The 23,370-nt window shown below is 32.7% G+C and carries 27 protein-coding genes; 8 read left to right on the forward strand and 19 right to left on the reverse strand.

Annotated elements, in window-relative coordinates; translation table 11 throughout:
- The first annotated feature begins 440 nt into the window (after window positions 1-440).
- The 3 genes from G0Q09_RS12365 (at window position 441) to G0Q09_RS12375 (ending at window position 3,172) form a co-directional block, all read left to right on the forward strand.
- Window positions 441-1,031, forward strand: a complete 591-nt coding sequence (locus G0Q09_RS12365; protein WP_306822325.1) for a hypothetical protein — start codon at window positions 441-443, stop codon at window positions 1,029-1,031.
- Entirely contained in the window at window positions 1,032-1,895 is an 864-nt protein-coding gene (locus G0Q09_RS12370) for a hypothetical protein (RefSeq protein WP_219035105.1), read from the forward strand.
- Window positions 1,896-2,416: 521 nt separating this feature from the next.
- Window positions 2,417-3,172: an acyl-CoA desaturase gene (locus G0Q09_RS12375; RefSeq protein ID WP_219035106.1), complete on the forward strand. Its 756-nt coding sequence runs from the start codon at window positions 2,417-2,419 to the stop codon at window positions 3,170-3,172.
- Window positions 3,173-3,206: 34 nt separating this feature from the next.
- On the opposite strand, the gene G0Q09_RS12380 is transcribed toward G0Q09_RS12375, so the two are convergent.
- The 7 genes from G0Q09_RS12380 to G0Q09_RS12410 are packed head-to-tail and all read right to left on the reverse strand — an operon-like array spanning window position 3,207 to window position 8,394.
- Entirely contained in the window at window positions 3,207-3,815 is a 609-nt protein-coding gene (locus G0Q09_RS12380; protein ID WP_219035107.1) for a class I SAM-dependent methyltransferase, read from the reverse strand.
- Window positions 3,815-4,726 (reverse strand): UbiA prenyltransferase family protein, encoded by a 912-nt coding sequence (locus G0Q09_RS12385; protein ID WP_219035108.1) that lies wholly within the window; start codon window positions 4,724-4,726, stop codon window positions 3,815-3,817. The genes G0Q09_RS12380 and G0Q09_RS12385 overlap by 1 nt, the downstream gene beginning before the upstream one ends.
- 12 nt (window positions 4,727-4,738) lie before the next feature.
- Window positions 4,739-5,425 (reverse strand): LytR/AlgR family response regulator transcription factor, encoded by a 687-nt coding sequence (locus G0Q09_RS12390; protein WP_038331524.1) that lies wholly within the window; start codon window positions 5,423-5,425, stop codon window positions 4,739-4,741.
- A complete protein-coding gene (locus G0Q09_RS12395) occupies window positions 5,418-6,458 on the reverse strand; it encodes a sensor histidine kinase (RefSeq protein ID WP_219035109.1) in 1,041 nt (346 codons plus the stop codon). Before G0Q09_RS12395 ends, G0Q09_RS12390 begins: the two co-directional genes overlap by 8 nt.
- Complete coding sequence (locus tag G0Q09_RS12400; protein WP_219035110.1) at window positions 6,451-6,963, reverse strand: hypothetical protein; 513 nt, start codon at window positions 6,961-6,963, stop codon at window positions 6,451-6,453. The genes G0Q09_RS12395 and G0Q09_RS12400 overlap by 8 nt, the downstream gene beginning before the upstream one ends.
- The gene (locus G0Q09_RS12405) at window positions 6,950-7,738 is read right to left on the reverse strand and encodes a dioxygenase family protein (RefSeq protein WP_084106837.1); all 789 of its coding nucleotides are present in this window, start codon (window positions 7,736-7,738) and stop codon (window positions 6,950-6,952) included. The genes G0Q09_RS12400 and G0Q09_RS12405 overlap by 14 nt, the downstream gene beginning before the upstream one ends.
- A 20-nt stretch (window positions 7,739-7,758) precedes the next feature.
- Window positions 7,759-8,394 carry a hypothetical protein gene (locus G0Q09_RS12410; protein WP_219035111.1) on the reverse strand — a complete coding sequence of 212 codons (636 nt, stop codon included), beginning with the start codon at window positions 8,392-8,394 and terminating at the stop codon, window positions 7,759-7,761.
- 149 nt (window positions 8,395-8,543) lie between these two features.
- On the opposite strand from G0Q09_RS12410, the gene G0Q09_RS12415 reads away from it, so the two are divergent.
- The 4 genes from G0Q09_RS12415 (at window position 8,544) to G0Q09_RS15025 (ending at window position 12,512) form a co-directional block, all read left to right on the forward strand.
- Window positions 8,544-9,257, forward strand: coding sequence for a CoA transferase subunit A (locus G0Q09_RS12415; protein ID WP_038331757.1), 714 nt, complete (start codon window positions 8,544-8,546; stop codon window positions 9,255-9,257).
- Window positions 9,258-9,263: 6 nt separating this feature from the next.
- Window positions 9,264-9,920, forward strand: a complete 657-nt coding sequence (locus tag G0Q09_RS12420) for a 3-oxoacid CoA-transferase subunit B (protein WP_219035112.1) — start codon at window positions 9,264-9,266, stop codon at window positions 9,918-9,920.
- 89 nt (window positions 9,921-10,009) lie between these two features.
- The gene (locus tag G0Q09_RS12425; protein ID WP_219035113.1) at window positions 10,010-12,295 is read left to right on the forward strand and encodes a GH92 family glycosyl hydrolase; all 2,286 of its coding nucleotides are present in this window, start codon (window positions 10,010-10,012) and stop codon (window positions 12,293-12,295) included.
- Between the two features lie 85 nt (window positions 12,296-12,380).
- Window positions 12,381-12,512 carry a hypothetical protein gene (locus tag G0Q09_RS15025; RefSeq protein ID WP_257468234.1) on the forward strand — a complete coding sequence of 44 codons (132 nt, stop codon included), beginning with the start codon at window positions 12,381-12,383 and terminating at the stop codon, window positions 12,510-12,512.
- A gap of 46 nt (window positions 12,513-12,558) precedes the next feature.
- Here G0Q09_RS15025 and G0Q09_RS12430 read toward each other — a convergent pair whose 3' ends face one another.
- Window positions 12,559-12,993 carry an FKBP-type peptidyl-prolyl cis-trans isomerase gene (locus G0Q09_RS12430; RefSeq protein WP_125350278.1) on the reverse strand — a complete coding sequence of 145 codons (435 nt, stop codon included), beginning with the start codon at window positions 12,991-12,993 and terminating at the stop codon, window positions 12,559-12,561.
- Between the two features lie 87 nt (window positions 12,994-13,080).
- Here G0Q09_RS12430 and G0Q09_RS12435 point away from each other — a divergent pair, with 87 nt between their 5' ends.
- Window positions 13,081-13,977, forward strand: a complete 897-nt coding sequence (locus G0Q09_RS12435) for a pepsin/retropepsin-like aspartic protease family protein (protein WP_219035114.1) — start codon at window positions 13,081-13,083, stop codon at window positions 13,975-13,977.
- A 52-nt stretch (window positions 13,978-14,029) separates the two neighbouring features.
- On the opposite strand, the gene G0Q09_RS12440 is transcribed toward G0Q09_RS12435, so the two are convergent.
- The 11 genes from G0Q09_RS12440 to G0Q09_RS12490 form a co-directional block, all read right to left on the reverse strand.
- Window positions 14,030-14,785, reverse strand: a complete 756-nt coding sequence (locus G0Q09_RS12440; protein WP_219035115.1) for an enoyl-CoA hydratase/isomerase family protein — start codon at window positions 14,783-14,785, stop codon at window positions 14,030-14,032.
- A gap of 208 nt (window positions 14,786-14,993) precedes the next feature.
- Complete coding sequence (gene paaZ, locus G0Q09_RS12445; protein ID WP_219035116.1) at window positions 14,994-17,045, reverse strand: phenylacetic acid degradation bifunctional protein PaaZ; 2,052 nt, start codon at window positions 17,043-17,045, stop codon at window positions 14,994-14,996.
- 151 nt (window positions 17,046-17,196) lie between these two features.
- Window positions 17,197-17,790, reverse strand: coding sequence for an acyltransferase (locus tag G0Q09_RS12450; RefSeq protein ID WP_219035117.1), 594 nt, complete (start codon window positions 17,788-17,790; stop codon window positions 17,197-17,199).
- 81 nt (window positions 17,791-17,871) lie between these two features.
- On the reverse strand, window positions 17,872-19,077 hold the full coding sequence (gene pcaF, locus G0Q09_RS12455) for a 3-oxoadipyl-CoA thiolase (RefSeq protein ID WP_219035118.1): 1,206 nt from the start codon (window positions 19,075-19,077) through the stop codon (window positions 17,872-17,874).
- Between the two features lie 51 nt (window positions 19,078-19,128).
- Window positions 19,129-19,542, reverse strand: coding sequence for a hydroxyphenylacetyl-CoA thioesterase PaaI (gene paaI / locus G0Q09_RS12460; protein WP_219035119.1), 414 nt, complete (start codon window positions 19,540-19,542; stop codon window positions 19,129-19,131).
- Window positions 19,543-19,557: 15 nt separating this feature from the next.
- Complete coding sequence (locus G0Q09_RS12465) at window positions 19,558-20,715, reverse strand: 3-hydroxyacyl-CoA dehydrogenase NAD-binding domain-containing protein (RefSeq protein WP_219035120.1); 1,158 nt, start codon at window positions 20,713-20,715, stop codon at window positions 19,558-19,560.
- A gap of 3 nt (window positions 20,716-20,718) precedes the next feature.
- Window positions 20,719-21,504, reverse strand: coding sequence for an enoyl-CoA hydratase-related protein (locus G0Q09_RS12470; protein ID WP_219035121.1), 786 nt, complete (start codon window positions 21,502-21,504; stop codon window positions 20,719-20,721).
- A 6-nt stretch (window positions 21,505-21,510) separates the two neighbouring features.
- On the reverse strand, window positions 21,511-21,999 hold the full coding sequence (gene paaD, locus G0Q09_RS12475) for a 1,2-phenylacetyl-CoA epoxidase subunit PaaD (RefSeq protein ID WP_219035122.1): 489 nt from the start codon (window positions 21,997-21,999) through the stop codon (window positions 21,511-21,513).
- Complete coding sequence (paaC, locus tag G0Q09_RS12480) at window positions 21,993-22,769, reverse strand: 1,2-phenylacetyl-CoA epoxidase subunit PaaC (RefSeq protein ID WP_219035123.1); 777 nt, start codon at window positions 22,767-22,769, stop codon at window positions 21,993-21,995. The genes paaD and paaC overlap by 7 nt, the downstream gene beginning before the upstream one ends.
- Before the next feature lie 3 nt (window positions 22,770-22,772).
- Entirely contained in the window at window positions 22,773-23,060 is a 288-nt protein-coding gene (gene paaB / locus G0Q09_RS12485) for a 1,2-phenylacetyl-CoA epoxidase subunit PaaB (RefSeq protein ID WP_038335709.1), read from the reverse strand.
- A 4-nt stretch (window positions 23,061-23,064) separates the two neighbouring features.
- Complete coding sequence (locus tag G0Q09_RS12490) at window positions 23,065-23,214, reverse strand: hypothetical protein (protein ID WP_219035124.1); 150 nt, start codon at window positions 23,212-23,214, stop codon at window positions 23,065-23,067.
- Window positions 23,215-23,370 lie beyond the last annotated feature (156 nt).

Raw genomic sequence — 23,370 nt, forward strand, 5'->3', positions numbered from 1 at the left:
AATTTGGTATAACAGAAATAGAAGACATAAAGCTTTGAATTATAAAACTATTTTTGAGTTTAATAATAATTTACAATTTTTAAAAAATGTAGCTTAACTTACACTGGAAAATTCAGGGGGATATCCACAGTACAAATTATTGTCAATCAAATTAGAAGTTTCTAATTATTTCATCTTTTTATAAACAGTGATTAAATATGAAAACTACCTCAACTAAGTAAAGAGAACATTATATATTGATATTTAATTTTCTTGAAATTCCTTTCAAAATATTTAATGACAACTTCATCTTTTCATTTTTAAAATAGTATTTTGCATAGATGAATATTTTCTCGTATCATATCGCAAAGCTTAGCTATTTTCAAGCTTTTAAATTGATGTTTTTTCCTTTGAAAACAAATAAAATAAATGGTTTGAAACATTCCGAAACGATGTCCACAATGAAATTAGGTTCGCCCATTTTTTCGAAAACAAGGATTTTCAATCAAACTATTATTGTATTTGCACAATGGGAAGATGAAAAATCACTCGAAAATTTTCTAAAATCCAATTCATACGGAAAACTTTTGACGAAAGGCTGGCATGTTCGATTAGATTTTTTGAGACAATGGGGAAATATTTCTGGTTTTCAAATTCCGACAAAAAATATCGAGGTAAATATGACAAATGAGCCTGTTGTTGCGGTAACAATTGCGCGAATGAAATACACAGAAATTCCTCGTTTTCTGCGCTGGGGAAGACTAGTCGAGAAATTAGTTCGTGATCACAAAGGCACAACACTTTCTTTGGCTTCTATTCGATATCCCAATATTATTTCGACATTTTCGATCTGGAAATCTCAATTAGAAATGACAAATATGGTAAATGGACATAGCAAAATATCTGATCCAAAAAGACACGCTAACGCAATGAAAGAGCGTAATCGAAAGGATTTTCATTTTGAATTTACAACTCTCCGGTTTAAACCAATTTCTGAACATGGACAATGGAATAATTGCGAATCTTTTCTTCCAAAAAAAGAAAATATTTAGATGAATTTAGCTTTTACAATGCAAAAATTTCAGGATTGGTTTACGCAACAATGGGTGATTCTTTGGGGAAGAAAAATTAATCCTACAGATTATCCGTGGTTGATTGCTCCTTTCGGAGAATTGAACGGAATTGGCGAAGAGTTTATTTATCAATTAGCAAAAAATGAAAATTTAATTGTCACTCGAAATTCAACTTCAAAAGGATTATTAAGATCTATTCATGAATTGAATTTCACTGATAATCAACTTGAAATTCTACCAAAAAAAGTGATCGATTTTTATGAATCTACAGCAAATTATGATTTAGAATTCAATGTAAAATGGAATCCTTATTTTTCATTTTTTGGTTATTTGGTCAACCGATTATTTAGTCAGCGAATTAATCAATTAAATATTCCGACAAAAAATATCGCGCAATCTGAAGATTTAGTAAGTGAAATTATCACACTAAATCATCCGCAAAACAACGAAATTATTTATACCATTTGGTTGAGAAAATTCAAAACTTCGGGTAAAGTTATTTATTCGGGAATTTACGGGACGTGTACACTTCCTTCTGGCAAAACCTGTATCAAAGCTGTTTTTCCTTTACCAAAAGGCAATGCAACAGTTATTATGAGTCCTAGAGTCAGTCATGAGAATGAATTGATTTTAGATTCGAGCGGAAAACAATTTGGAGATGCTGGTTTCTACTTTTTATTGAATGATGCTAAACACAATTATTGGGCTCAATTTATATCTTCATTTACCGATCAATTAATTGTAAAAGAAAAAGATAATCATTTACAAGCAATTCAAATTCTAAAACTTTGGGGATGTAAAGTTTCACTATTTACATATCGCATTCAGAAGAAAACCAAATAAAACGATTTCTTCACATGACTTTACAAATACTTTTAATTAGCTTTATAAAATGAATCATTCAGAACTATTTTACAAAGTTGATATCGTTGTGATTGGAAGTCGTTCAATTATTAGACGAAATCTCAAAAGCTACCGATGCAACATAGGTAAAAAGAAGATCACTCGATTTTAGAGATAACAAATTCACCGAAGAATTAGGGCAAGAAGCCGTAGCAATTGTAGATAAACGTGTGAGAGAAGGCTTGCCCATTCAATGGGTGCAAATAGAGCTGGTGCAGCAATTGCAAGAGAAATAATTGCTTATTTAGGTGTGTAACTTTAACATTTATTTAATCAATGCATTTAGTATTAAATATTTACACGTAAAAACCTTACTAACAAATGGATAATTTATTTGATTAAAGTCTATTAAAAATTAAATTTTTTCATTATAAATAATCAATAATTTTATGAGTTCTATGATTTTAATTAGTGGAATTCACAATCCTAGCGATTATATTTGTAAAAATTTAAAATTAGTAATGACAGCAGTAATCATTATCTTTGTTATACATTGGTATGCTTCTTTATTTTTCCAAACTTTTTTTCATCACCGATATGCATCACATGCAATGTTTACGATGTCAAGAGCTTGGGAAAAAATATTTCACGTTTTAGCGTGGATTTTTCAAGGTTCATCTTATCTAAGTCCCTATACATACGGGGTTATGCACAGACATCACCACGCGTATGCAGACACAGAAAAGGATCCACATTCGCCACAATATGATCCAAATTTCTTTGCGATGATGTGGAGAACTCGTATTGTTTATAACGAAATCGATCACGATAAAACACAAGTTTTAGAAAAATTCAAAAAAGGCGTTCCTTCTTGGCGTTCTTGGGATAGATTTGCTGGAAATAATGCAGTACGTATGGCTTGGGTAATCATTTACATATTAATTTATGTTGCTGTTGATGCTCCACTTTGGACGTATTTTGTATTCATTCCAATGCAAGTTTTAATGAGTCCACTACATGGTGTAATCATCAACTGGTTTTCACACAAATTAGGTTACCGTAATTATGATGTTGGAGATACTTCGACAAACTTAATGCCGATTGACTGGTTAATGTGGGGAGAATGTTTACATAATAATCACCATAAATTTGGTGGACGTCCTAATTTCGCAGTTAAGAAATGGGAATTTGATCCGATGTATCCATGCATTTGGGCAATGAATAAACTGAATATCATTCAATTCAAAAAAGGTAAATTAGACACCGATTATATGTAAAATGAAAGCGATTCAATAAATTGAATCGCTTTTTTTATTTCTTCTGATAAACAATACTCTCTATATATTTCTTGAAAAAGAGTTTTTGTTCGACGATTTTAAAATACGACATAAAACTTTGCTTCATTTGTGGTAATTGAGAAATATCCAAACCAATAACAATTCTAAAAAAGCTCAACATCACATTCGTTACACTTTTTTGCCAACCTTTCTGATTTTGTACAAAATCAACATAAAACCACAAACCTCCTACTTTCAAATACGAATTTAATTGACTAAATAATTCTTCTGCTTTGGATTGATTAAAATGATCAAACAAAAAAGTAGTCATCACAACATCATATTTTTTATCCGTTTCGAAATCAAAAATATCCGCAACAATAAAATTTATATTTAAGTTCGACGTTTTTTCTTTTTTCGCTAAATCAATCATTTTCGAAGAAAAATCAACATAATCTATATCCAATTTTAGATTTAACTTTTCTATTTCAGCGATAAATTTTCCCGCTCCTCCTCCAACCCACAAGATTTTATCATTCTCTTTCAAATGTTTTAAAATCACAAAATGAGCTTGATGTTGACGATTCAAAAAAATCAACTGGCTCAACGAATGATAATATGGCGCAATAAAATTGTAATTCATTATTCGAATAAAATTACGCTTAAAATTCCACAAATTGCTTTCAACAAAATCATTCCATCAATCGCAATTAAATAATATAAAATGGCTTTTGGACGATTGAGTTTAAAGGCGAAAATAGCTAAAAAAACAATCGGAATTAACATAAACAATATGCGGTGAAGTGGTAATCCATAACATATTCCGAAGATTACAAAACTCAAAAATCCTAGAAATATTAAGGGTAAAATAATGCGGTTTAACGTAAAATGATAACCATATTTTACAACAAAGGTTTTTAAATTTCGGTTGCTATCATCTTCATAATCTTTCAAATCAAACAAAATCGCATTCACAACGCAATACATAAAGGTTTGAGAAAATAGAAAATAGAATTTTGCATCAATGACATAATGCGTTTCATTCTTCAACATCAAAAATAAAACAGGTAAAAAAACGGTTGTAATCGCCCAAGTCCAGCCAATTAAAAATGGTTTTAACAACATCGTTTTACGTAATGAAATTCCTAATTTTAAATCATAATAACCAAAGGATAAAACTGTCGTAAAAAATAAGACAGCCAACCATTTCCAAGTTAATATTTCGTAATTCGATAAACAATTTAGTGCTAAAATAATTCCAGAAACTAAAGCGATTACGGCTAAAATAGCGGTATAAATACAAACAGATTTACGATGAGTAATGTAAAACTGAGTTCTTGGATTACTTGATGATTTTAAAGATTTTGGAATTCTGTAGGCATACAAATAAAACAATACGGTAATGGTGCTAATAAAAGCGTAATACGCAATTGAATTAAACGGTAAACCAATTTTGATATTCGTCTCTATATTGAGCACGATAGAAAGTAGAATTAAAAAAAAATTGGAAAAAAAAATGTTTACGATAAATCGACTAATCACTTTTTTTTCCATTTTCTTAACCTCTTAAATTTTGAAAAATTCTAGAATGACATTTTTATACGTTTCACCAATCGGAATTTCTTCGTCTTTCAAATATAAGACTTTATTTTGAATTGATTTCACTTTTTTTATCGAAACGATATAAGATCGATGAACTCGGACAAAAAGTTGATCGGGCAGTTTTTCTAAGATAGATTTCATCGATATTCGAGCAGTAATTCGTTTTCCGTTTGCGAGATGAATTTTTACATAATCGTCCAAACCTTCAATAAAATCAATTTCATCGTAGGCAATTTTATTCAATTTATAATCGGCTCTAATCGTCAAAAAATCTTTGTCTTCATTCAGTTTTTTATCCACCAAAATCAACACTGCTTTATTCACTGCTTCTTCAAATCTATCGTAATCTATCGGTTTCAACAAATAATCTATCGCCGCAACATTAAAACCATCAACCGCATATTCTGCAAAAGCCGTAGTAAAAATAACAGGAATTTTCTTTTCTAAATTTTTGTAAAATTCCATTCCATTCGTACGCGAAATCTGAATATCCAAAAACATCAAATCGATTGGAAATTGATTGATATATTTCTGTGCATCTTTCAAATTTGAGAATGTTTTCACTAACTCGACATGTTCATTTCTCGAACAATAATTTTCGATTACCATTAATGCTAAAGGCTCGTCATCTATCGCAATTACTTTAATCATTCAAGAAAATTTTTAGTTCAACAATAAATTTAGATAAATCATTATTAATAGTTAATTTATAATGATTTGTATAAAAAAAATCTAATCTCTTTTTCGTATTCTTCAAACCAATTTCACTTTTTTCAGTTTCAGGATTCACCTCTTTCGAAATGGTATTTTCAACGTTTAAAAACAATGTTTGTTGCTCAACTTTTATCGAAATAATAACAGGTTGCGAGGCTTCATCAATCACACCATATTTGAATGCATTTTCGATAAAATTAATTAAAATTAATGGCGAAATTCTTAAATCGGCAGGATTTCCTTCAACCTCAAAAATAACAGATTCTTTGTGCGTTAATCTCAATTTTTGTAACTCAATATAATTCTTGATATAATCTAAATCTTGTTGCAATGGCACAAAATCTTTGGAAGAATCTGAAACCACAAATCGCATCATTTTGGATAATTTCATCACCGCATCCGAAGCAGAATCTGACTTTTGAAGCGTTAAAGCATAAATATTATTCAACGTATTGAACAAAAAATGTGGATTGATTTGTGCTCTTAAATAAGCAATTTCAGACAATTGTTTTTCATTTTTCATTTCCTGAAAACGTTTATTTTGTCGAATAAAAAGCGAAACAATCGCCATCATCGAAAACATAATAATTTTCGGGCTCCACATCATAAAATTACGAGGCGGTTTTCGAGACTCAAAACGATTAAAAGGCGGAATTTTTGGTGGAACTTTGTTAAAATGAAACGCAAATTCTGGAACTTTATACACCACAAAAAAGAAAATGATGAGAATAACGATGTAGAAAAAATAACGTTTCTGAAAATATAATTTTGGAATTAACACGAAATAATTCACCAAAAAGAACACTAACAATAAGATATTTTCAAAAAGCATTCGCTTGAAAAAACCTGTTTTGAAAATGGATTGATCACTCGAAAAATTTGGCGCAGCTATAAACGGAATCAACATAAAAATGATTGAAACTATGCTGAAAATAACGATTTCTCTCTTTGTAATTTTTACTTTATTCATCTTCTAATTCAATTGAAACAATAGAAAAATGCTGTCTATTTGGAATCATCAACGTTTTAATATTTACGTTTAATTCTTCATCCGAAGAAATTAAATAATGATTGTTCACTTCTCCAAAATAGAAATATTGTTTGGTGTAAAATGTAAGCGCAACCTTGTGATTTGCATGATTTTGATTAGATGAATTTATAATATCCAACTCGAAATCTACAAAGTTAAGATAGGTTTTGTTCAAATTATCTGTGATTTGATACAAATTTCCTTCCAATTGTTCGATATATGGGATCGCCGCCATTCCCACCAAATAATGCAATTGCGTTGCTTTTTTATTTTGACGCAACAATTCTCGAAAAGTTTCTACCTTATACGTTTCTTGCTGAAAAAGTTGTTCTTGCAAATAATACTCTTTGTACGTCGCATCAAAAACATATTTCTCCCAAATTGACGTTGTCGAAGCATCAATCACTAAACGATAAGCAAACTGAACTTTTTTAATTGTTTTCATCTTTTGGTTTTCTATCAAAAGGTGGTGGCATTCCTAGCCCTCCGCCCATTGGCTCTTTTGCTTCCTCTATATTTTCTGTAGAAATTACAATATTTGCTTCAATTGTATATCCTTTTTCTAAACTTCCGCTCACTTTTGCCAATTGATTTCCGTCTGTATCATCCGAAAAGACATTGTCATTCGCATTGTACGTATAACCTGTCAAACCTTTTGTATAACCATATTTTTTGGCTGAATTTACAATTTCTACAACAGAATTTTCACCTTCTGGAAAAGCAATTTGCGTTACTTTTATCGAAACGCCATTTGCATTGTAAATGTGCACATGGATATGCGTTGCACGACTTTCGTACCAACCTGGGAAAATAGAATTGAATTCAACATTTCCATTTTCATCAGTTACTTGTCTACCTCTCAAAAATTTATACGATTTATAATCGATTGGTTGCATACGCATTCCGCCATATTGTGAATAATTTCCATCTTTATCACAATGCCAAATATCAACAATCGCGCCTATTAAGGGTTGACAACTTTCATCAACATTGGTTACATTAATTTTGATTGTCACCTCTACTCCTGTTCGATCACCTTTTATATTTTTAGATAAAAAATCTTCTGGCTTTTTTGTAGGAAATGGACCTTCTGTTTCAGAGGCCCATAGTTCACAATCATTTACAACATTAGAGTCTTTGCAACTCATCAACACTTTTGGAACAATTAAACTTGCGCCCAATAAACCCAAACTATTTTTTATAAAATCTTTTCTTTCCATTTTGTAATGTATTTTTAGTATTAGTAATCAATCACCATTAACAAAGAATTTTCGCTCAACGATTCAAATTCTACGTGTTCATCTGACTTAATTTCCAATAAATCTCTGGATTCGATTAAACGATTATGAATCTCAAAAATTCCTGTTAACGAAATAACCAACCAATTTCTTTCAACTTTTTTCATTGGTATTTCTGATTCTCTTCTCAAATCAAATTTTCCTAAAAAAACATTAAACAAATCATGGCGAATAATTTTCTCTAATCTATTCTCTCGTTCAAAATCAATTGGAACAATCATTTTAGCAATTTGCTGTTTTTCTTTTACCAAAAATAACGAATAGAAATACGAATAATCGTTGCTGTATTCACCTTCGACATCGATAATGGTTCCTTTGTCTAAATAATAAATAAACGATTGATTGACTTCAATTTTCCAATTAAAACCATTCATGTTCAAACGAATATTATTCATCAAAGGCAACAAAATCAAATAACCACTTTCCTTGATTACTTTTTGATAAGTACCTTGACCATTCACAGCAACATCATCAATAAAAGCAAAATCAGAAATAGAATTATCATCATTTAACGCATTAATTCTGATATATTTATTCTCAAATAAATTTCGATTCTCAGCTTTACACAACTTTATCATACTTCATATTATCTTGAAACAAATATAATTTATCATCTTAATTCGACTAAATTTTAGAGGTTAACCCAAGATTTTTGTAGGTTAATTGAATTATGATTCGATTTTATTTATCTTTAGCAATAGAATTTATACGATCAAACACAACAAAAATGATAAACAAAAAAGTAAACAGCATCGAAGAAGCACTGCAAGGTGTAGAAAGCGGAATGACGCTGGCTGTTGGAGGCTTTGGACTTTCTGGAATTCCTGAAAATCTTATTCAAGGTTTAGTGGACAAAAAAATCAATAATCTTACGTGTATCAGTAATAATGCTGGTGTAGATGATTTTGGTTTGGGATTATTATTACAAGGACGACAAATCAAAAAAATGATTTCTTCTTATGTTGGAGAAAATGCAGAATTTGAACGTCAAATGCTTTCAGGTGAATTAGAGGTTGAATTGATTCCGCAAGGAACTTTAGCTACTCGCTTAATGGCTGCTGGTTATGGAATGCCTGCAATTTTTACGCCTGCTGGAGTTGGAACTGAAGTCGCTGAAGGAAAAGAAATCAGAAAATTTACCTTTCACGGAATCGAAAAAGAATATTTGTTAGAATATGCTTTCGAGCCTGATTTTGCAATTGTAAAAGCGTGGAAAGGTGATACAGCGGGGAATTTAGTTTTCCGTGGTGCAACAGCAAATTTCAATCATCCAGCTGCTATGTGTGGAAAAATTACGATTGCCGAAGTGGAAGAATTGGTAGAAATTGGAGAATTAGATCCAAATCAAATTCATACGCCTGGCGTTTATGTCAATCGAATTATTCAAGGTGCGAAATACGAGAAACGTATCGAAAATAGAACTGTTCAACCTAAATCATAAAAGAAAATGTTAGATAAAAATGGTATTGCAAAACGTATTGCAAAAGAAGTACAAGACGGATTTTATGTGAATTTAGGTATCGGAATTCCAACGTTGGTTGCTAATTATATTCCCGAAAATGTAAATGTTGTTTTACAATCAGAAAATGGATTATTAGGAATGGGACCTTTCCCTATCGATGGTGAAGAAGATCCTGATTTTATCAATGCGGGTAAACAAACGATTACAACTTTACCAGGTTCAGCTTTCTTTGATTCGACGATGAGTTTCGGAATGATTCGCGCACGAAAAATCAATTTAACAATTCTTGGCGCAATGGAAGTTTCGGAGAATGGAGACATTGCCAACTGGAAAATTCCTGGAAAAATGGTAAAAGGAATGGGCGGTGCAATGGATTTAGTAGCTTCGGCTGATAATATTATTGTAGCCATGCAACATGTGAACAAAGCAGGAGAATCTAAACTTCTAAAAGAATGTACACTTCCTTTAACAGGAATAAAATGTGTCAAAAAAATTGTTACTGAATTAGCTGTTTTAGAAGTTTTACCAGAAGGTGGTTTCAAATTATTAGAGCGAGCACCAGGAATTTCTGTGGAAGACATCAAAAATGCAACTGAAGGAAAATTAATTATTGAAGGAGAAATTCCCGAAATGATTTTATAAAAAATAAAGATTCGAAAGGAAAGTTAAAAAGCTTTCCTTTTTTTATGCTCGATTTGTTTAACTTTATTCAAATTAATACTTAAAAATCGATGCAAACAAAATTAGTAATCGCTCTACTTTCACTCAATTCTCTTGCTTTTGCGCAGCAACAGAATTTAGTAAAATATGTCAATCCCATGATTGGAACAGAAAAAATGGGACATACTTTCCCTGGTGCAACTGTTCCCTTTGGCGCTGTTCAATTAAGCCCAGAAACAGATTCTATTCCTTATGCTATCAATCACAAATACAATCCAAAAGTTTATAATTATTGTGCGGGTTATCGTTTTGAAGATAAAACAATAACAGGATTTAGTCATACACATTTTAATGGAACAGGACATTCTGATTTGGGTGATTTCTTAATTATGCCAACCGTTGGAAAATTAAAATTAAATCCCGGAACTGCTCAAAATCCTGATAGCGGTTATCGTTCTCGATTTTCGCATCAAAACGAAACTGCCGAAACTGGATATTACAAAGTCAAATTGGATGATTATAATATTTGGGCAGAAATGACCGCTTCTACTCGAGTTGGTTTTCATCAATATACATTTCCAAAATCGATTGATTCACATATTATTTTGGATTTGAATGCTGGAATTTATAATTATGATGACAAAAATACATGGACGTATGTTCGCGTGGTGAATGACACATTGATTACGGGTTATAGACAAACACGAGGTTGGGCAAGAAATAGAACGGTTTATTTTGCGATGACTTTTTCAAAACCATTTAAAAATTATGGACAAAAAAATGAAGACGGACAAGTTGATTACAAAGGTTTTTGGCGTAAATGGAACGAAACTCAGAATTTTCCATTAATCGAAGGGAAAAAGATCAAAATGTATTTCGATTTTGATACAGAAAAAGATGAAAAAGTAAAAATCAAATTTGCGATTTCTCCAGTCAGTCAAACCAATGCGTTAGAAAATCTGACAACAGAAATTCCACATTGGAATTTTGAACAAGTGCGTAACGAAGCAAAAGAAAATTGGAACAAGGAATTGAATCGAATTCAGATTAAAGCTTCAGAAAATGATAAAATAAATTTCTATACAGCGATGTATCATACCTTCATCAATCCGACAACTTATATGGATGTGAATGGGCAGTACAAAGGTTTGGATCAAGAAATTCATCAAGCCAAAGATTTTACAAATTACACCACTTTTTCACTTTGGGATACCTATCGTGCACTGCATCCGTTGTTCAATATCATTCAACCAAAACGCAACAATGACATGGTAAAATCGATGATGAAACATTATGAGCAAAATCCAATAAAAATGTTGCCAATTTGGTCGCATTATGCCAACGAAAACTGGTGTATGAGCGGCTATCATTCTGTTACAGTTGTTGCAGATGCGATTGTAAAAGGTGTTTATAACGAAGATGCAAATGCTGCTTTGGACGCGTGTATTGTTACGGCAAATAAACGTGATTATGAAGGAATTGGCGATTATATCGACAAAGGTTATATTCCAGCTGAGAAAAATGGTACATCAATTTCGAATACGTTAGAATATGCTTTCGATGATTGGTCGATTGCGCAAGCTGCAAAAAAATTGAATCGAATGGATGTATATGAAACATTTATGAAGCGTTCTGAGAATTGGAAAAATAATTATGATGTTTCGATTGGATTTATGCGTCCTCGATTAGCGGATGGAAGTTTCAAGAAAGAATTTGATCCATTGAATACACATGGACAAGGTTTTATTGAAGGAAATTCGTGGAATTTTAGCTTTTTTGTTCCTCAAAATCCAAATGGATTAATTGAAGCAATGGGTGGAAAAAAGAAGTTTGGAGCAAAATTGGACAAATTATTTACGATGCATTTGCCTGACGAATATTTTGCGGAGACAGAAGACATTACGCGTGAAGGAATAATTGGTGGTTATGTTCATGGAAATGAGCCGGCACACCACGTTGCGTATTTGTATAATTGGGCGGGACAAGCGTGGAAAACACAAGAAAAAATCAGAATGATTTTGGATATGCAATACAAGCCAACGCCTGATGGTTTGGGTGGAAATGATGATACTGGACAAATGAGTGCATGGTATATTTTTAGTGCTTTAGGTTTTTATCCTGTTCAGCAAGGATCGACAGATTACGCAATTGGGAGTCCTTTGGTAGATCATGCTATATTGAATTTAGAGAATGGAAAACAATTTGAAATTGAAGTGAAAAATCAATCGAAGAAGAATGTTTACATCCATAAAATAGAGTTGAACGGAAAGAGTTTTTCATCTTTTAATTTGAATCATTTTGATATTGTTAATGGCGGAAAAATCATTTTTTATATGAGTGACAAACCTAAAAAATAAACGTTAAATATTTTATAATTAAATAAATAAGTTTGACTACTTGAGGAATAATGATTAATTTAAATCAAATTTAAAACCAAGAAAAATGGCTAAAAAGGCAAAAAAAGAAGAAAATCATTTACAAGTTTTAGTGGATAAATTAAAAGATCCAAAACATAAACAATTAGTTCAAACGAATCGTTTAAAGAAAAAACGTCGCAATAACGCAAAAAATTAAGCATAAAAAAACCTCCAAAATTTGGAGGTTTTTGTTTTTTAATATTTTATAAAATCCCCATCAACTCTACTTCAAAGATCATGGTAGAATATGGTCCTAATTCTTTTGAAATTTCGCGATCTTTATAACCAATTTCTGGTTTTACAACAAATCTAAATTTACTTCCAACTGGCATTAATTGTACTCCTTCCGCCCATCCTTTTATTACATTTTCCAAAGGAAAAGCGGCTGGCTTCTTACGTTGAACCGAACTATCAAAAACTTCACCTTTGATATTTGTTCCATGATAATGACACAAAACTGTATCGGATAAAGTTGGCTTCACTCCTTCGCCCAATGTGATTATTTCGTACAATAATCCGCTTTCAGTTTCGGTTACACCTTCTTTCAATTTATATTCTTCTCGAAAAGCTAAACCTTCAGTTTTATTCTTTTCAATCAATTCTTGTTTGCGTTTTAGTAATAATTCAGCTACTCCCATACCACAAATTTAAAAGGAATATTTTTAATTATAGCATATTAATCATTTCTACAAATTAGTTTACTTTTAATGAAATTATACAACTAAATGAAAAAGATAATATTTTCGTTACTTTTTACTATTATTTCAATTGTAATTTTCGGGCAGAATATCGTAAAAGAAATACCATTTCGATTAACAAAATACAACAATATTTTAGTACCAGTTATTATCAATCAAAAAGATACGGTGCAATTGATGTTACATACAGGCTCTGATTATATTACAATTATTGAAGATTCGTATAAAAAAATGAAATCTATTTCGATTTCTGATACCTTAAACAATGTGACATCTTGGGCTGGATATTCGGATATGAAAATGAGTCAAAGCAATGTGATTAAATTTGGTAATGAAGAGTTCAGCAAAATTCCAATTTTTATTGACAAACAATCTGGACATGAGAGTGATGGAAAAATTGGTTTGAAATTTTTTGAAGGAAAATATTTAGAAATCAATTTTGATGAGAATAAATTATATGTTTATGATAAAGCTCCTACCAAACTAATAAAGTATACAAAATTAAATTCGAGATATTCTCAAGAAACACTGTATATAAAAGCTTTTCCATTTATTGACAAAAAACCGATTGAAACAGAGTTTATGATTCACACAGGTTTTTCTGGAGCATTGATGATTTCGGATGATTTTGCCAAAGAAAATAAATTATTAGAAAAATTTGAAATTATTGGAGAATCAAAACTAAATGATGCTGCTGGTAATGTAATACTTTCCAAAAAATCAATTTTACCTAATTTCGAATTGGCAAATCAAACATTCAAAAATGTACCAATGTCATTTTTTGATAGTACAATAAAAATTCAACACAAAAATATTATGGGTGGCGATTTGATTAAACGTTTCAATCTAATTCTCAATCCAGAAAAAGATATTTTATATGTAAAGAAAAGTAAATATTATAAAGACGAGTATTTTAAATTATAAAAAAAATCCACTTCATTTTGAAGTGGATTTTTTTATAAACTATATTGTATTCTTATTTTGCTTTGAATTTGTTAATCGCGTTAATCGTAAATTCTGATAAAACTAATTCACCCGAAATTTTTGCACGCTCGATTAATAACTCATCCCAATTTTCTGTTCCTTCCCAAGAAACACGTTTCAAATGTTTCATTGCTTCTGGATTTGAATTAGCTAATTTTTTAGCTAAAATATCGATGCCTTCATCCATTTCAACTGAATTTGCATAAACTTCTGCATACAAACCTTTTTCTTTAGCCCATTCAGCCGACTGAAATTCAGTTGCATTAATCGCCATTTGTGTAAAAGCAGAATTTCCAACTTTACGTTCTACAGCAGGTCCAACTACAAACGGTCCGATACCTACTGCTAATTCTGATAACTTTACAGATGCAAATTCTGTTGCAAAAGTATAATCTGCTGCCGAAGCAATTCCAACTCCACCTCCGACTGCTTTACCTTGAATACGTGCTAAAACAAATTTTGGTGCTTTGCGAATTGCGTTGATAACATGTGCAAATCCTGAGAAAAATTCTAGACCAGTTTCACGATCTTTGATTGAAATTAATTCGTCAAAAGATGCACCAGCACAGAATGTTCTATCTCCAGCACTTTTTAAAACAATAACTTTTACTTCGTCATCGTTTCCTAATTTTTCAATTTCTGTTGCTAAATTTCTTAATTGAGAACCTGGCATTGAATTACTTTGCGGGTGAAAGAATTCAATTGTACCAATTCCATTTTGTATATCTGATTTTACGTATGCTTCCATATCTAATTTGATAATTTTTTTAAATGTGGTAATGAGCAAATTTAACTAATAAATTATTCATTATATGTTTAATTGTTTGAATCAAAACAATTAATAATTTGAGATGCTTCGACATGCTCAGCATGACAAATATTTCACGTAATTTTTCAATTTGAAAATGATTCTAAATCATCTTCTCATTAACAAATTACCACATTCTCACATTATATTAATCTTGATTTAATTTTTTAACCATTGTTAAAATTGTTGCAATACCAACTGTTTCTCCCGTTTCGTCGTAAATATCAACCAACCAACGAACAATTCCTTTTGCCACATCGTTTTCATCTTTTTTCTCTTGATCGATTTTTTCTTTACACGTAAAACGCACTCCAATTGTAGAACCTGGATATACAGGCTTCACAAAACGACATTCATCTAAACCATAGTTTAATAAAACTGGACCTTTTTTCGCTAAAACAAATAAACCTGCCGCTTTAGACAATAAATAGTATCCGTGAGCAACATTACGCTCAAAAATAGTTCCTTCTAAAGAAGTTGCGTCAACATGTGCATAGAAATTATCCCCAGATAAAGCTGCAAATGCATTAATATCTGATTGTTGAATCGTATGTTTTGCTGTGATTAATGTATCACCAACTTTAACTTCTTCGAAATGCTTCGCGAATGGATGTTTATCTTCTTCGATATAATTTGCTCCATATTGGTATTGTTGAGTAACAGCTGTTAGTTTATTTGGAGAACCCTGGATTGCTGTACGTTGCATATAGTGTAATACACCACGCTTACCTCCCATTTCTTCTCCTCCACCTGCACGACCTGGACCTCCGTGTACTAATAATGGAAGTGGTGATCCGTGACCTGTAGACTCTTTGATACATTCTGCATCCAAAATAACGATACGTCCGTGTAAAGAACCTGCATTCAATACAAATTCTGTTGCGATATCATTATCCGCAGTAACAATCGAACAAACTAACGATCCTTTCCCCATACGAACTAACTCAATTGCTTCAGCAGTTCCGTTGTAAGGAATAATTGTAGAAACTGGTCCAAAAGCTTCGATGTTGTGAACATCAGTTTTATTGAATGGATCGTTGTTTAAAAATAAAATTGGAGAAATGAAAGAACCTTTGTTTTTATCAGCACCTTTCACTTCGAAATTATCTAAGTTTCCAAAAATAATTTCTTGCGATTTAGCTAATTCTTCTACTTTCTCACGAACTTCTTTAACTTGCGCTGCTCCCGCCAAAGCTCCCATACGAACACCTTCCACATTTGGGTCTCCAATTGTAGTCGTTGCCAAACGTTGTCCTAAAGCAATTTGTACATCCTCAACCAAATGAGCTGGAACCAACGCACGACGAACCGCTGTACATTTTTGTCCTGCTTTAGTTGTCATTTCACGTGTAACCTCTTTAATAAAAATATCAAATTCTAGTGAGCCAACTTGTACATCTTCTCCTAAAACACAAGCGTTTAAAGAATCTGCTTCTAAGTTGAATGGAACACCTTCTGAAGTAATTCTTGGATGTGCTTTTAACATTTGTCCTGTCCAAGCAGAACCTGTAAATGTTACAACATCTTCTGACTCTACATTATCTAAAATTCCGTTTGCTGAACCTGTGATTAATTGTAAAGCACCGTCAGGTAAAATTCCAGATTCAATGATTGCACGAACAACAGTTTCCGTTAAGAAAGAAGTAATTGTCGCAGGTTTTACAATAGCTGGAACTCCAGCCAATAAATTAACCGCAACTTTTTCTAACATTCCCCAAACTGGGAAATTGAATGCATTAATATGAATTGCAACACCTCGTTTTGGTGTTAAAATATGTGTACCTAAGAATGTTCCGTTTTTAGAGATTTTATGCGTTTCTCCTTCAACATAAAATGGTTGATCTCCGAATTGACGTCGTAAAGATGCATTGGCAAATAAGTTTCCAATTCCTCCTTCAATATCAACCCAAGAATCTGCACGAGTCGCACCTGTTGCCCAAGAAACCGTGTAAAATTCTTCTTTACGATCCATTAAGTATAAGGCTAATTTTTTCAACATTAAACCTCTTTCTTGGAACGTCATTTTACGTAAAACTGGTCCACCAACTGTACGTGCATAATCCATCATCGCACCGAAATCTAATCCAGCTGATGATGCAGTTCCTATTTCTTCGCCATTGATGGCGTTATATAACATTTGCCCTTCAGACGAACCTTTTGTCCATTGTCCTAAAGCATAATTTTCTAATTGTTTAGCCATTTTTATGTTGTTTGTGTATTTTTTTAGTTATAAGTCGTAAGTATTAAGTTATAAGTTTTTGTCATTCTGAGTTCATCTCAGAATCTCATTAAATTTAAGTGTGATACTGAAACAAGTTCAGTATGACATTTTACATAATACTTTTTACATTTTACTTACTTTCATTCCACGTTTTATAATTCGAAGCCATTGACTCGTAATAATAATCTGGAACTTCTGTTAATGGTTCACAAGGTTTTAAACTATCATGACAATCACTTGGTAATTGCATATATTGTTGAGTACCTTGATCTTTCCATTCGATCATTTGATCCGAAACTTGTTTTACGATTTTTGCAGGATTTCCAACCACAACACTTCTTGTCGGAATATGTGTATCAGCCTTTACAAAAGCTAAAGCACCAACAATACATTCGTCTTCTACCACAACATTATCCATAACAACTGCATTCATCCCAACCATACAATTACGACCAATTGTTGCGCCGTGAATAATTGCGCCGTGACCGATATGCGCTTTTTCTTTTAAATGAACTGTTGTTCCTGGAAACATATGAATCGTACAATTTTCTTGTACATTGCAATTATCTTCGATAATAATTTGTCCCCAATCACCACGTAACGCACAACCTGGACCAATGTAAACATCTTTCCCAATAATCACATTTCCTGTCACCACAGCTTGCGGATGAATAAATGCTGTTGGATGAACAACGGGTTTATATCCTTTGAATTCGTAAATCATTTTTCTAATATAGTTTTTCGTTTGACGAAATTCGAACTTAGTATTACTCGAAAAACTAACTTCGAATTTCGAATAACTATTTTATGCTCTTTCAATAATTACAGCGTAACCTTGTCCTAAACCGATACACATTGTAACCAATGCATAACGTTTTCCTGTAGCTTGTAATTCGTAAGCCGCAGAATTTAAGATACGCGCTCCTGACATTCCAAGTGGATGTCCTAAAGCGATAGCTCCACCATTTGGATTGATACGAGAATCGTTATCTACTAAACCTAATGCACGCGTACATGCTAAAGATTGCGCTGCAAAAGCTTCATTTAATTCAATTACATCAATATCATTCATTGTTAAACCAGCTTTTTCTAATGCAATTTTCGTTGCATTCACTGGTCCAATTCCCATAATGCGAGGCTCAACACCTGCAACACCAGAAGAAACAATACGTGCCATTGGTGTTAAACCAAAATATTTAATCGCTTGTTCAGAAGCTAAAATATTCGCTGCCGCACCATCATTAAGTCCAGAAGCATTACCCGCAGTTACCGTTCCATCTGCTTTGAAAGCTGGGCGTAACTTTGATAAAATCTCCATTGTTGTATTATTCTTTGGGAATTCATCAGTATCAAAAATGATTGCATCACCTTTACGTTGTGGAATAACAACAGGAATAATCTCTTTCGCTAAACGTCCATTCACTTGGGCAGCAGCCGTTTTTTGTTGAGACCAAACCGCAAATAAATCTTGATCTTCACGCGAAATATTATCACGCTCTGCTAAGTTTTCAGCTGTATTTCCCATTCCATCAACACCCCACATTTCTTTCATTTTTGGGTTGATAAAACGCCAACCAAAAGTTGAGTCATAAATTTGTGCATCACCACCAAATGGAGAAGCCGATTTAGAAATTACTAAAGGTGCACGTGTCATCGATTCTGCTCCACCAGAAATCATTAATTGTGCATCACCAACCTGAATTGCTCTCGATGCTGCAATTGCAGCTGATAAGCCAGAAGCACATAAACGATTCACTGTTTCACCTGGAACTGTGTAAGGTAATCCAGATAATAAAGCCGACATACGAGCTATATTACGGTTATCCTCTCCTGCTTGATTTGCATTCCCTAAAATTACATCGTAGAATGCAGCAGGATCAATTGATGGATTTCTTTTTAATAATTCGGCGATTACCATTGCCCCCATATCATCTGGACGAACAGCAGATAATCCACCTTTTAATTTACCAATTGGAGTTCTAACTCCATCTATTATATATGTTTGGTTCATTGTTTTAAAGCTTTATACCTAAAACTTTATGCTTTAGGCAATTTATAAAATTTATTCTTCAATTAAAGGTTTACCTGTTCTAAAGCAAGTTCCTTTAAATAAAGCAATTAATTCGTTGTTTTGATTTGTAACTTTGATATCGTAAATACCTGTTTTTTTCGTTTTCGAAACTTCTTGAGATTCAATGGTAAATACATCTCCCTCGCGTCCAGCTTTCGTAAACGAAATGTGAACATCTAAGGCTACAGAAATATTATTGTACATATTACAAGAAAAAGCAAAAGCAGAATCAGCCATCGAAAATGTAACTCCTCCGTGAACTGAGCCTACTCCGTTCATCATTTCTGGACGAATTGCTGCTTGTAATTTTGCATATCCTTCTCTAACTTCGATTACTTCTAAACCTAACCATTCACTAAATTTATCGTGGTCAAGCATTCTATTTAATAACTTTTGTGATTCCATTTTTTTTGATAATTTTTAGTAGAATGTTTTATTTTCTTTGACGAAATTTCTGATAATTGGACTTAAACGGTAACGATCTTCATGGTAATAATTGTACAATTCATCTAAATCATTTTGTACATTTTCCAGTCCATATTCATCCGCCCATTTCAATAATCCTTTTGGATAATTTACACCTTTTGTCATCGCCGTATCTAAATCCTCACGGTTTGCAATGTTTAAAAATAAAGCATCAGCTGCTTCGTTGATTAACATCACCAAAACACGTTTGTATATTTTTTCTAATAAAGCTTGATCTTGAGATGGTACTTTTTTCTCCACCCCTTCTGCATAATTGTAGAATCCTCGACCAGATTTACGTCCGTAATATCCAGCTTCGAATAAGCGTTTTTGAGAGAAAGATGGTTTAAATCTTGGATCATAAAAGAATGATTCGAAAACCGATTCGGTTACACGATAATTCACATCATGACCAATAAAATCCATTAATTCAAATGGTCCCATACGGAAACCTCCAACAGAAGTCATCGCAAAGTCTATTGTTTCTGCATCTGCAACTCCTTCTTCTAATAAACGAATTGATTCGCTATAAAATGGACGAGCTACACGATTTACAATAAATCCTGGCGTATCTTTCGTAATTACAGGTAATTTACCAACAGATTGAATCAAGGCTTTTACTTCTTCTGCTAAACCTTCTCGCGTTTGTACGGCTGGAATAATCTCTACCAAAGCCATTAAAGGCGCAGGATTAAAAAAGTGAATTCCAATAACACGTTCTGGTTTTGAACACGCAGATGCAATTGATGCGATTGATAATGAAGAAGTGTTTGAAGCTAAAATACATTCGTCAGAAACGAGTTCTTCCACTTGTTTGAAAACTGATTTTTTAATATCTAAATTTTCAATAATTGCTTCAATCATTAAATCAATCGATGCAAAAGCGGTTAAGCTATCTGCATATTCGATATTGTTTTGAATTTCTTGTGCTTTTTCAGCAGTATATTTTTCTTTCGCCACTAACTTCTCGAATGTCTTCGCTAAGTTTTGTTTTGAACGATCTAAAGCTTCTTTATTTGTGTCATATAAAACAACTGGATGACCAGATTGAGCAAAAACTTGTGCAATTCCAGACCCCATTGCTCCTCCACCAATAATTCCTATTTTTTTCATTTCTTACTCGCCTTTAAAAACAGGATTTCTTTTCTCGATAAATGCGTCTACACCTTCTTGATAATCTGATGTATTCCCTGATTTAGCTTGAAATAATCCTTCTTGAATTAATTGTTCTTCGATTGAATTATTAAATGTTTGATTCAATAATTTCTTTGTATAAGCCAAACCTTTTGTTGGAAGATTGGCTAATTTATCAGCAATCTTTGCAACTTCAGCATCGAAAATATCGTCAGCGAAAAACTCATAAATCATTCCGATTTCTTTTGCTTGAGCCGCCGAAACTTTATCTGCAAGCATCATTAAAGCAGTTGCTTTTTGAAGTCCAATTAAACGAGGTAAGAAATAAGTTCCTCCACAATCTGGGATTAAACCAATTTTAGAAAAAGCTTGAATGAAATTTGTCGATTCTTTCGCAACAACAATGTCACAAGCCAAAGCTAAATTTGCTCCCGCACCGGCAGCAACACCGTTTACAGCAGCAACAACTGGTTTGTTCATGTTTCTAATTTTAAGAACCAATGGATTGTAATTTTCTTGAACGATTTTATTGAAGTCGATTTCTTTTTCTTCTAAAACTTCTCCTAAATCTTGACCAGCGCAGAATGCTTTTCCCGTTCCAGTTAAAACCACTGCACGAACAGAAACATCTTGAGCTGCAACATCCAAGTGATGTTGAAGAGATTTAATCATTTCCTGATTAAAACTGTTAAAAACAGAAGGACGATTCAACGTAATCGTAGCAATTCCTCCCTCTTGTGTGTATAGGATTGATGTTGAATTTTCCATAATTTTTTAATGATGACATTTGAAATAATCAAATGGTTCGTGGCAACTATTGCATTGATACATAGCTTTACAGGCCGTAGAACCAAATTGACTGATAAGTCTGGTATCTGTAGAGCCACATTGTGGACATTCTACATTTTGTTCGTCTGAAAAGAGCTCATCGCTCGAAGGATTTTTAGTTGGAGGCGCAATTCCATAAGCCTTCATTTTTTGCTTTCCTTCTTCTGTCATCCAATCAGTTGACCACGAAGGGCTCAACTGATTAATGACATTGATATTTTTGAATCCTTTTTCGATTAATTTTAAACGAACAGAAATTGAAATTGCACTCATAGCAGGACATCCCGAATACGTAGGCGTAATTGTAACGTTGACACTTTCTTGGTCAATTAATTCAATTTTACGCACAACACCAAGATCAATTACACTAATCACAGGAATTTCTGGATCAGCGACTTCCTCCATGTATTGCCAAATTTCTTTTTCGGTTACCATTGCGAATCTGGATAAGTTCTTTGTAAATATTGTAAATCTGTTAAGATAAATCCTAAATGCTCTGTATGAACACCTTCTTTACCTCCTTTTTGTACAAAAGCATTTTCTACATCAGCTTCGATTGTCGCTTCGTCTAAAATTACTTTTACATTTGTTAACCAAGTCGCTTGGAATTCTTCTGGACTTGAAATTAATCCTTCTTCAACTAAAGCTTTTTGGTAAGGCGCTAATAAAAACGCTTCTTTTACATAAGGTAAAATATTATTTACAGCTTCCTGAATTTTATCGTGAGATTCTTGTGTTCCATCCCCTAAACGAATCATCCATTCTGATGACCATTTTAAGTGATATTTTACTTCTTTTAATGATTTTTCAGCGATAGCTTGTAATTTAAGATCTTTTACTTTCAAGAATTGTTCTAGCAATAACGCGTGGTAAGAATCATAAAAGAATTGACGTGCAACTGTATCACCGAAATGTCCGTTTGGTAACTCAACTAACAATAAGTTTTTGTATTCACGCTCTTCGCGTAACATTGCTAACGTATCTTCTGTTGCTCCATTTCCGATCATTTCAGCCGCATAGTCATAATAATTAGATGTTTGACCTAATAAATCTAACGCCATATTAGACATTGCGATGTCTTGTTCTAAAATTGGACCATGACCACACCATTCGCATAAACGTTGTGCCAAAATTAGATTTGTATCTGCTAAATGTAAGATAAAATCGATGTAATTTTGATTGTTTTGATAAACTGTACTTGTCATAAATTACATGTTTTTAATTTCTTCTGGTACATCATAAAAAGTTGGATGACGGTAAACTTTGTCTTCTGCAGGATCAAAAAATTGTTCTGCTTCATCAGGATTAGAAGCATGAATATTAGCAGATTCTACCACCCAAATACTTACACCTTCTAAACGACGCGTATATACATCACGTGCATTTTCTAGTGCCATTGTAGCATCAGCAGCATGTAAGCTCCCAACGTGTTTGTGGTCTAACCCTTGTTTACTTCTAATGAATACTTCCCATAAAGGCCAATCTCTATTTTCCATCTTTTTATGCGTTTTTGCGTTGTTCTTTTTCTAATTCTCTTTGTTTTCTTTTTTCGTGGTAAGCTGTTGCAGCATCACGAACCCAAGCTCCTTCGTTGTGAGCATTACGGCGAGCATCCAAACGTTGTTTGTTACATTTACCGTTTCCTTTCACAACATTCCAGAATTCTTCCCAATCAATTTCTGGATATCCTAACGAAAGTTCCAGAGTAAGAAAAGGTATATAATACTTATCTTACAATTATGAAAGGAATAAAAAATCATTACGATGCTTCATTTAAATTACGAGCGGTAGAATTGAGTTATGAAA

Origin of the sequence: Empedobacter falsenii (genome assembly GCF_019308355.1) — a bacterium.
GTDB lineage: Bacteria > Bacteroidota > Bacteroidia > Flavobacteriales > Weeksellaceae > Empedobacter > Empedobacter falsenii_B.

Coding starts and splice junctions, on each gene's coding strand:
- G0Q09_RS12365 (WP_306822325.1), top strand. CDS start 441: ATGAAATTAGGTTCGCCCATTTTTTCGAAAACAAGGATTTTCAATCAA.
- G0Q09_RS12370 (WP_219035105.1), top strand. CDS start 1,032: ATGAATTTAGCTTTTACAATGCAAAAATTTCAGGATTGGTTTACGCAA.
- G0Q09_RS12375 (WP_219035106.1), top strand. CDS start 2,417: ATGACAGCAGTAATCATTATCTTTGTTATACATTGGTATGCTTCTTTA.
- G0Q09_RS12380 (WP_219035107.1), bottom strand. CDS start 3,815: ATGAATTACAATTTTATTGCGCCATATTATCATTCGTTGAGCCAGTTG.
- G0Q09_RS12385 (WP_219035108.1), bottom strand. CDS start 4,726: ATGGAAAAAAAAGTGATTAGTCGATTTATCGTAAACATTTTTTTTTCC.
- G0Q09_RS12390 (WP_038331524.1), bottom strand. CDS start 5,425: ATGATTAAAGTAATTGCGATAGATGACGAGCCTTTAGCATTAATGGTA.
- G0Q09_RS12395 (WP_219035109.1), bottom strand. CDS start 6,458: ATGAATAAAGTAAAAATTACAAAGAGAGAAATCGTTATTTTCAGCATA.
- G0Q09_RS12400 (WP_219035110.1), bottom strand. CDS start 6,963: ATGAAAACAATTAAAAAAGTTCAGTTTGCTTATCGTTTAGTGATTGAT.
- G0Q09_RS12405 (WP_084106837.1), bottom strand. CDS start 7,738: ATGGAAAGAAAAGATTTTATAAAAAATAGTTTGGGTTTATTGGGCGCA.
- G0Q09_RS12410 (WP_219035111.1), bottom strand. CDS start 8,394: ATGATAAAGTTGTGTAAAGCTGAGAATCGAAATTTATTTGAGAATAAA.
- G0Q09_RS12415 (WP_038331757.1), top strand. CDS start 8,544: ATGATAAACAAAAAAGTAAACAGCATCGAAGAAGCACTGCAAGGTGTA.
- G0Q09_RS12420 (WP_219035112.1), top strand. CDS start 9,264: ATGTTAGATAAAAATGGTATTGCAAAACGTATTGCAAAAGAAGTACAA.
- G0Q09_RS12425 (WP_219035113.1), top strand. CDS start 10,010: ATGCAAACAAAATTAGTAATCGCTCTACTTTCACTCAATTCTCTTGCT.
- G0Q09_RS15025 (WP_257468234.1), top strand. CDS start 12,381: ATGGCTAAAAAGGCAAAAAAAGAAGAAAATCATTTACAAGTTTTAGTG.
- G0Q09_RS12430 (WP_125350278.1), bottom strand. CDS start 12,993: ATGGGAGTAGCTGAATTATTACTAAAACGCAAACAAGAATTGATTGAA.
- G0Q09_RS12435 (WP_219035114.1), top strand. CDS start 13,081: ATGAAAAAGATAATATTTTCGTTACTTTTTACTATTATTTCAATTGTA.
- G0Q09_RS12440 (WP_219035115.1), bottom strand. CDS start 14,785: ATGGAAGCATACGTAAAATCAGATATACAAAATGGAATTGGTACAATT.
- paaZ (WP_219035116.1), bottom strand. CDS start 17,045: ATGGCTAAACAATTAGAAAATTATGCTTTAGGACAATGGACAAAAGGT.
- G0Q09_RS12450 (WP_219035117.1), bottom strand. CDS start 17,790: ATGATTTACGAATTCAAAGGATATAAACCCGTTGTTCATCCAACAGCA.
- pcaF (WP_219035118.1), bottom strand. CDS start 19,077: ATGAACCAAACATATATAATAGATGGAGTTAGAACTCCAATTGGTAAA.
- paaI (WP_219035119.1), bottom strand. CDS start 19,542: ATGGAATCACAAAAGTTATTAAATAGAATGCTTGACCACGATAAATTT.
- G0Q09_RS12465 (WP_219035120.1), bottom strand. CDS start 20,715: ATGAAAAAAATAGGAATTATTGGTGGAGGAGCAATGGGGTCTGGAATT.
- G0Q09_RS12470 (WP_219035121.1), bottom strand. CDS start 21,504: ATGGAAAATTCAACATCAATCCTATACACACAAGAGGGAGGAATTGCT.
- paaD (WP_219035122.1), bottom strand. CDS start 21,999: ATGGTAACCGAAAAAGAAATTTGGCAATACATGGAGGAAGTCGCTGAT.
- paaC (WP_219035123.1), bottom strand. CDS start 22,769: ATGACAAGTACAGTTTATCAAAACAATCAAAATTACATCGATTTTATC.
- paaB (WP_038335709.1), bottom strand. CDS start 23,060: ATGGAAAATAGAGATTGGCCTTTATGGGAAGTATTCATTAGAAGTAAA.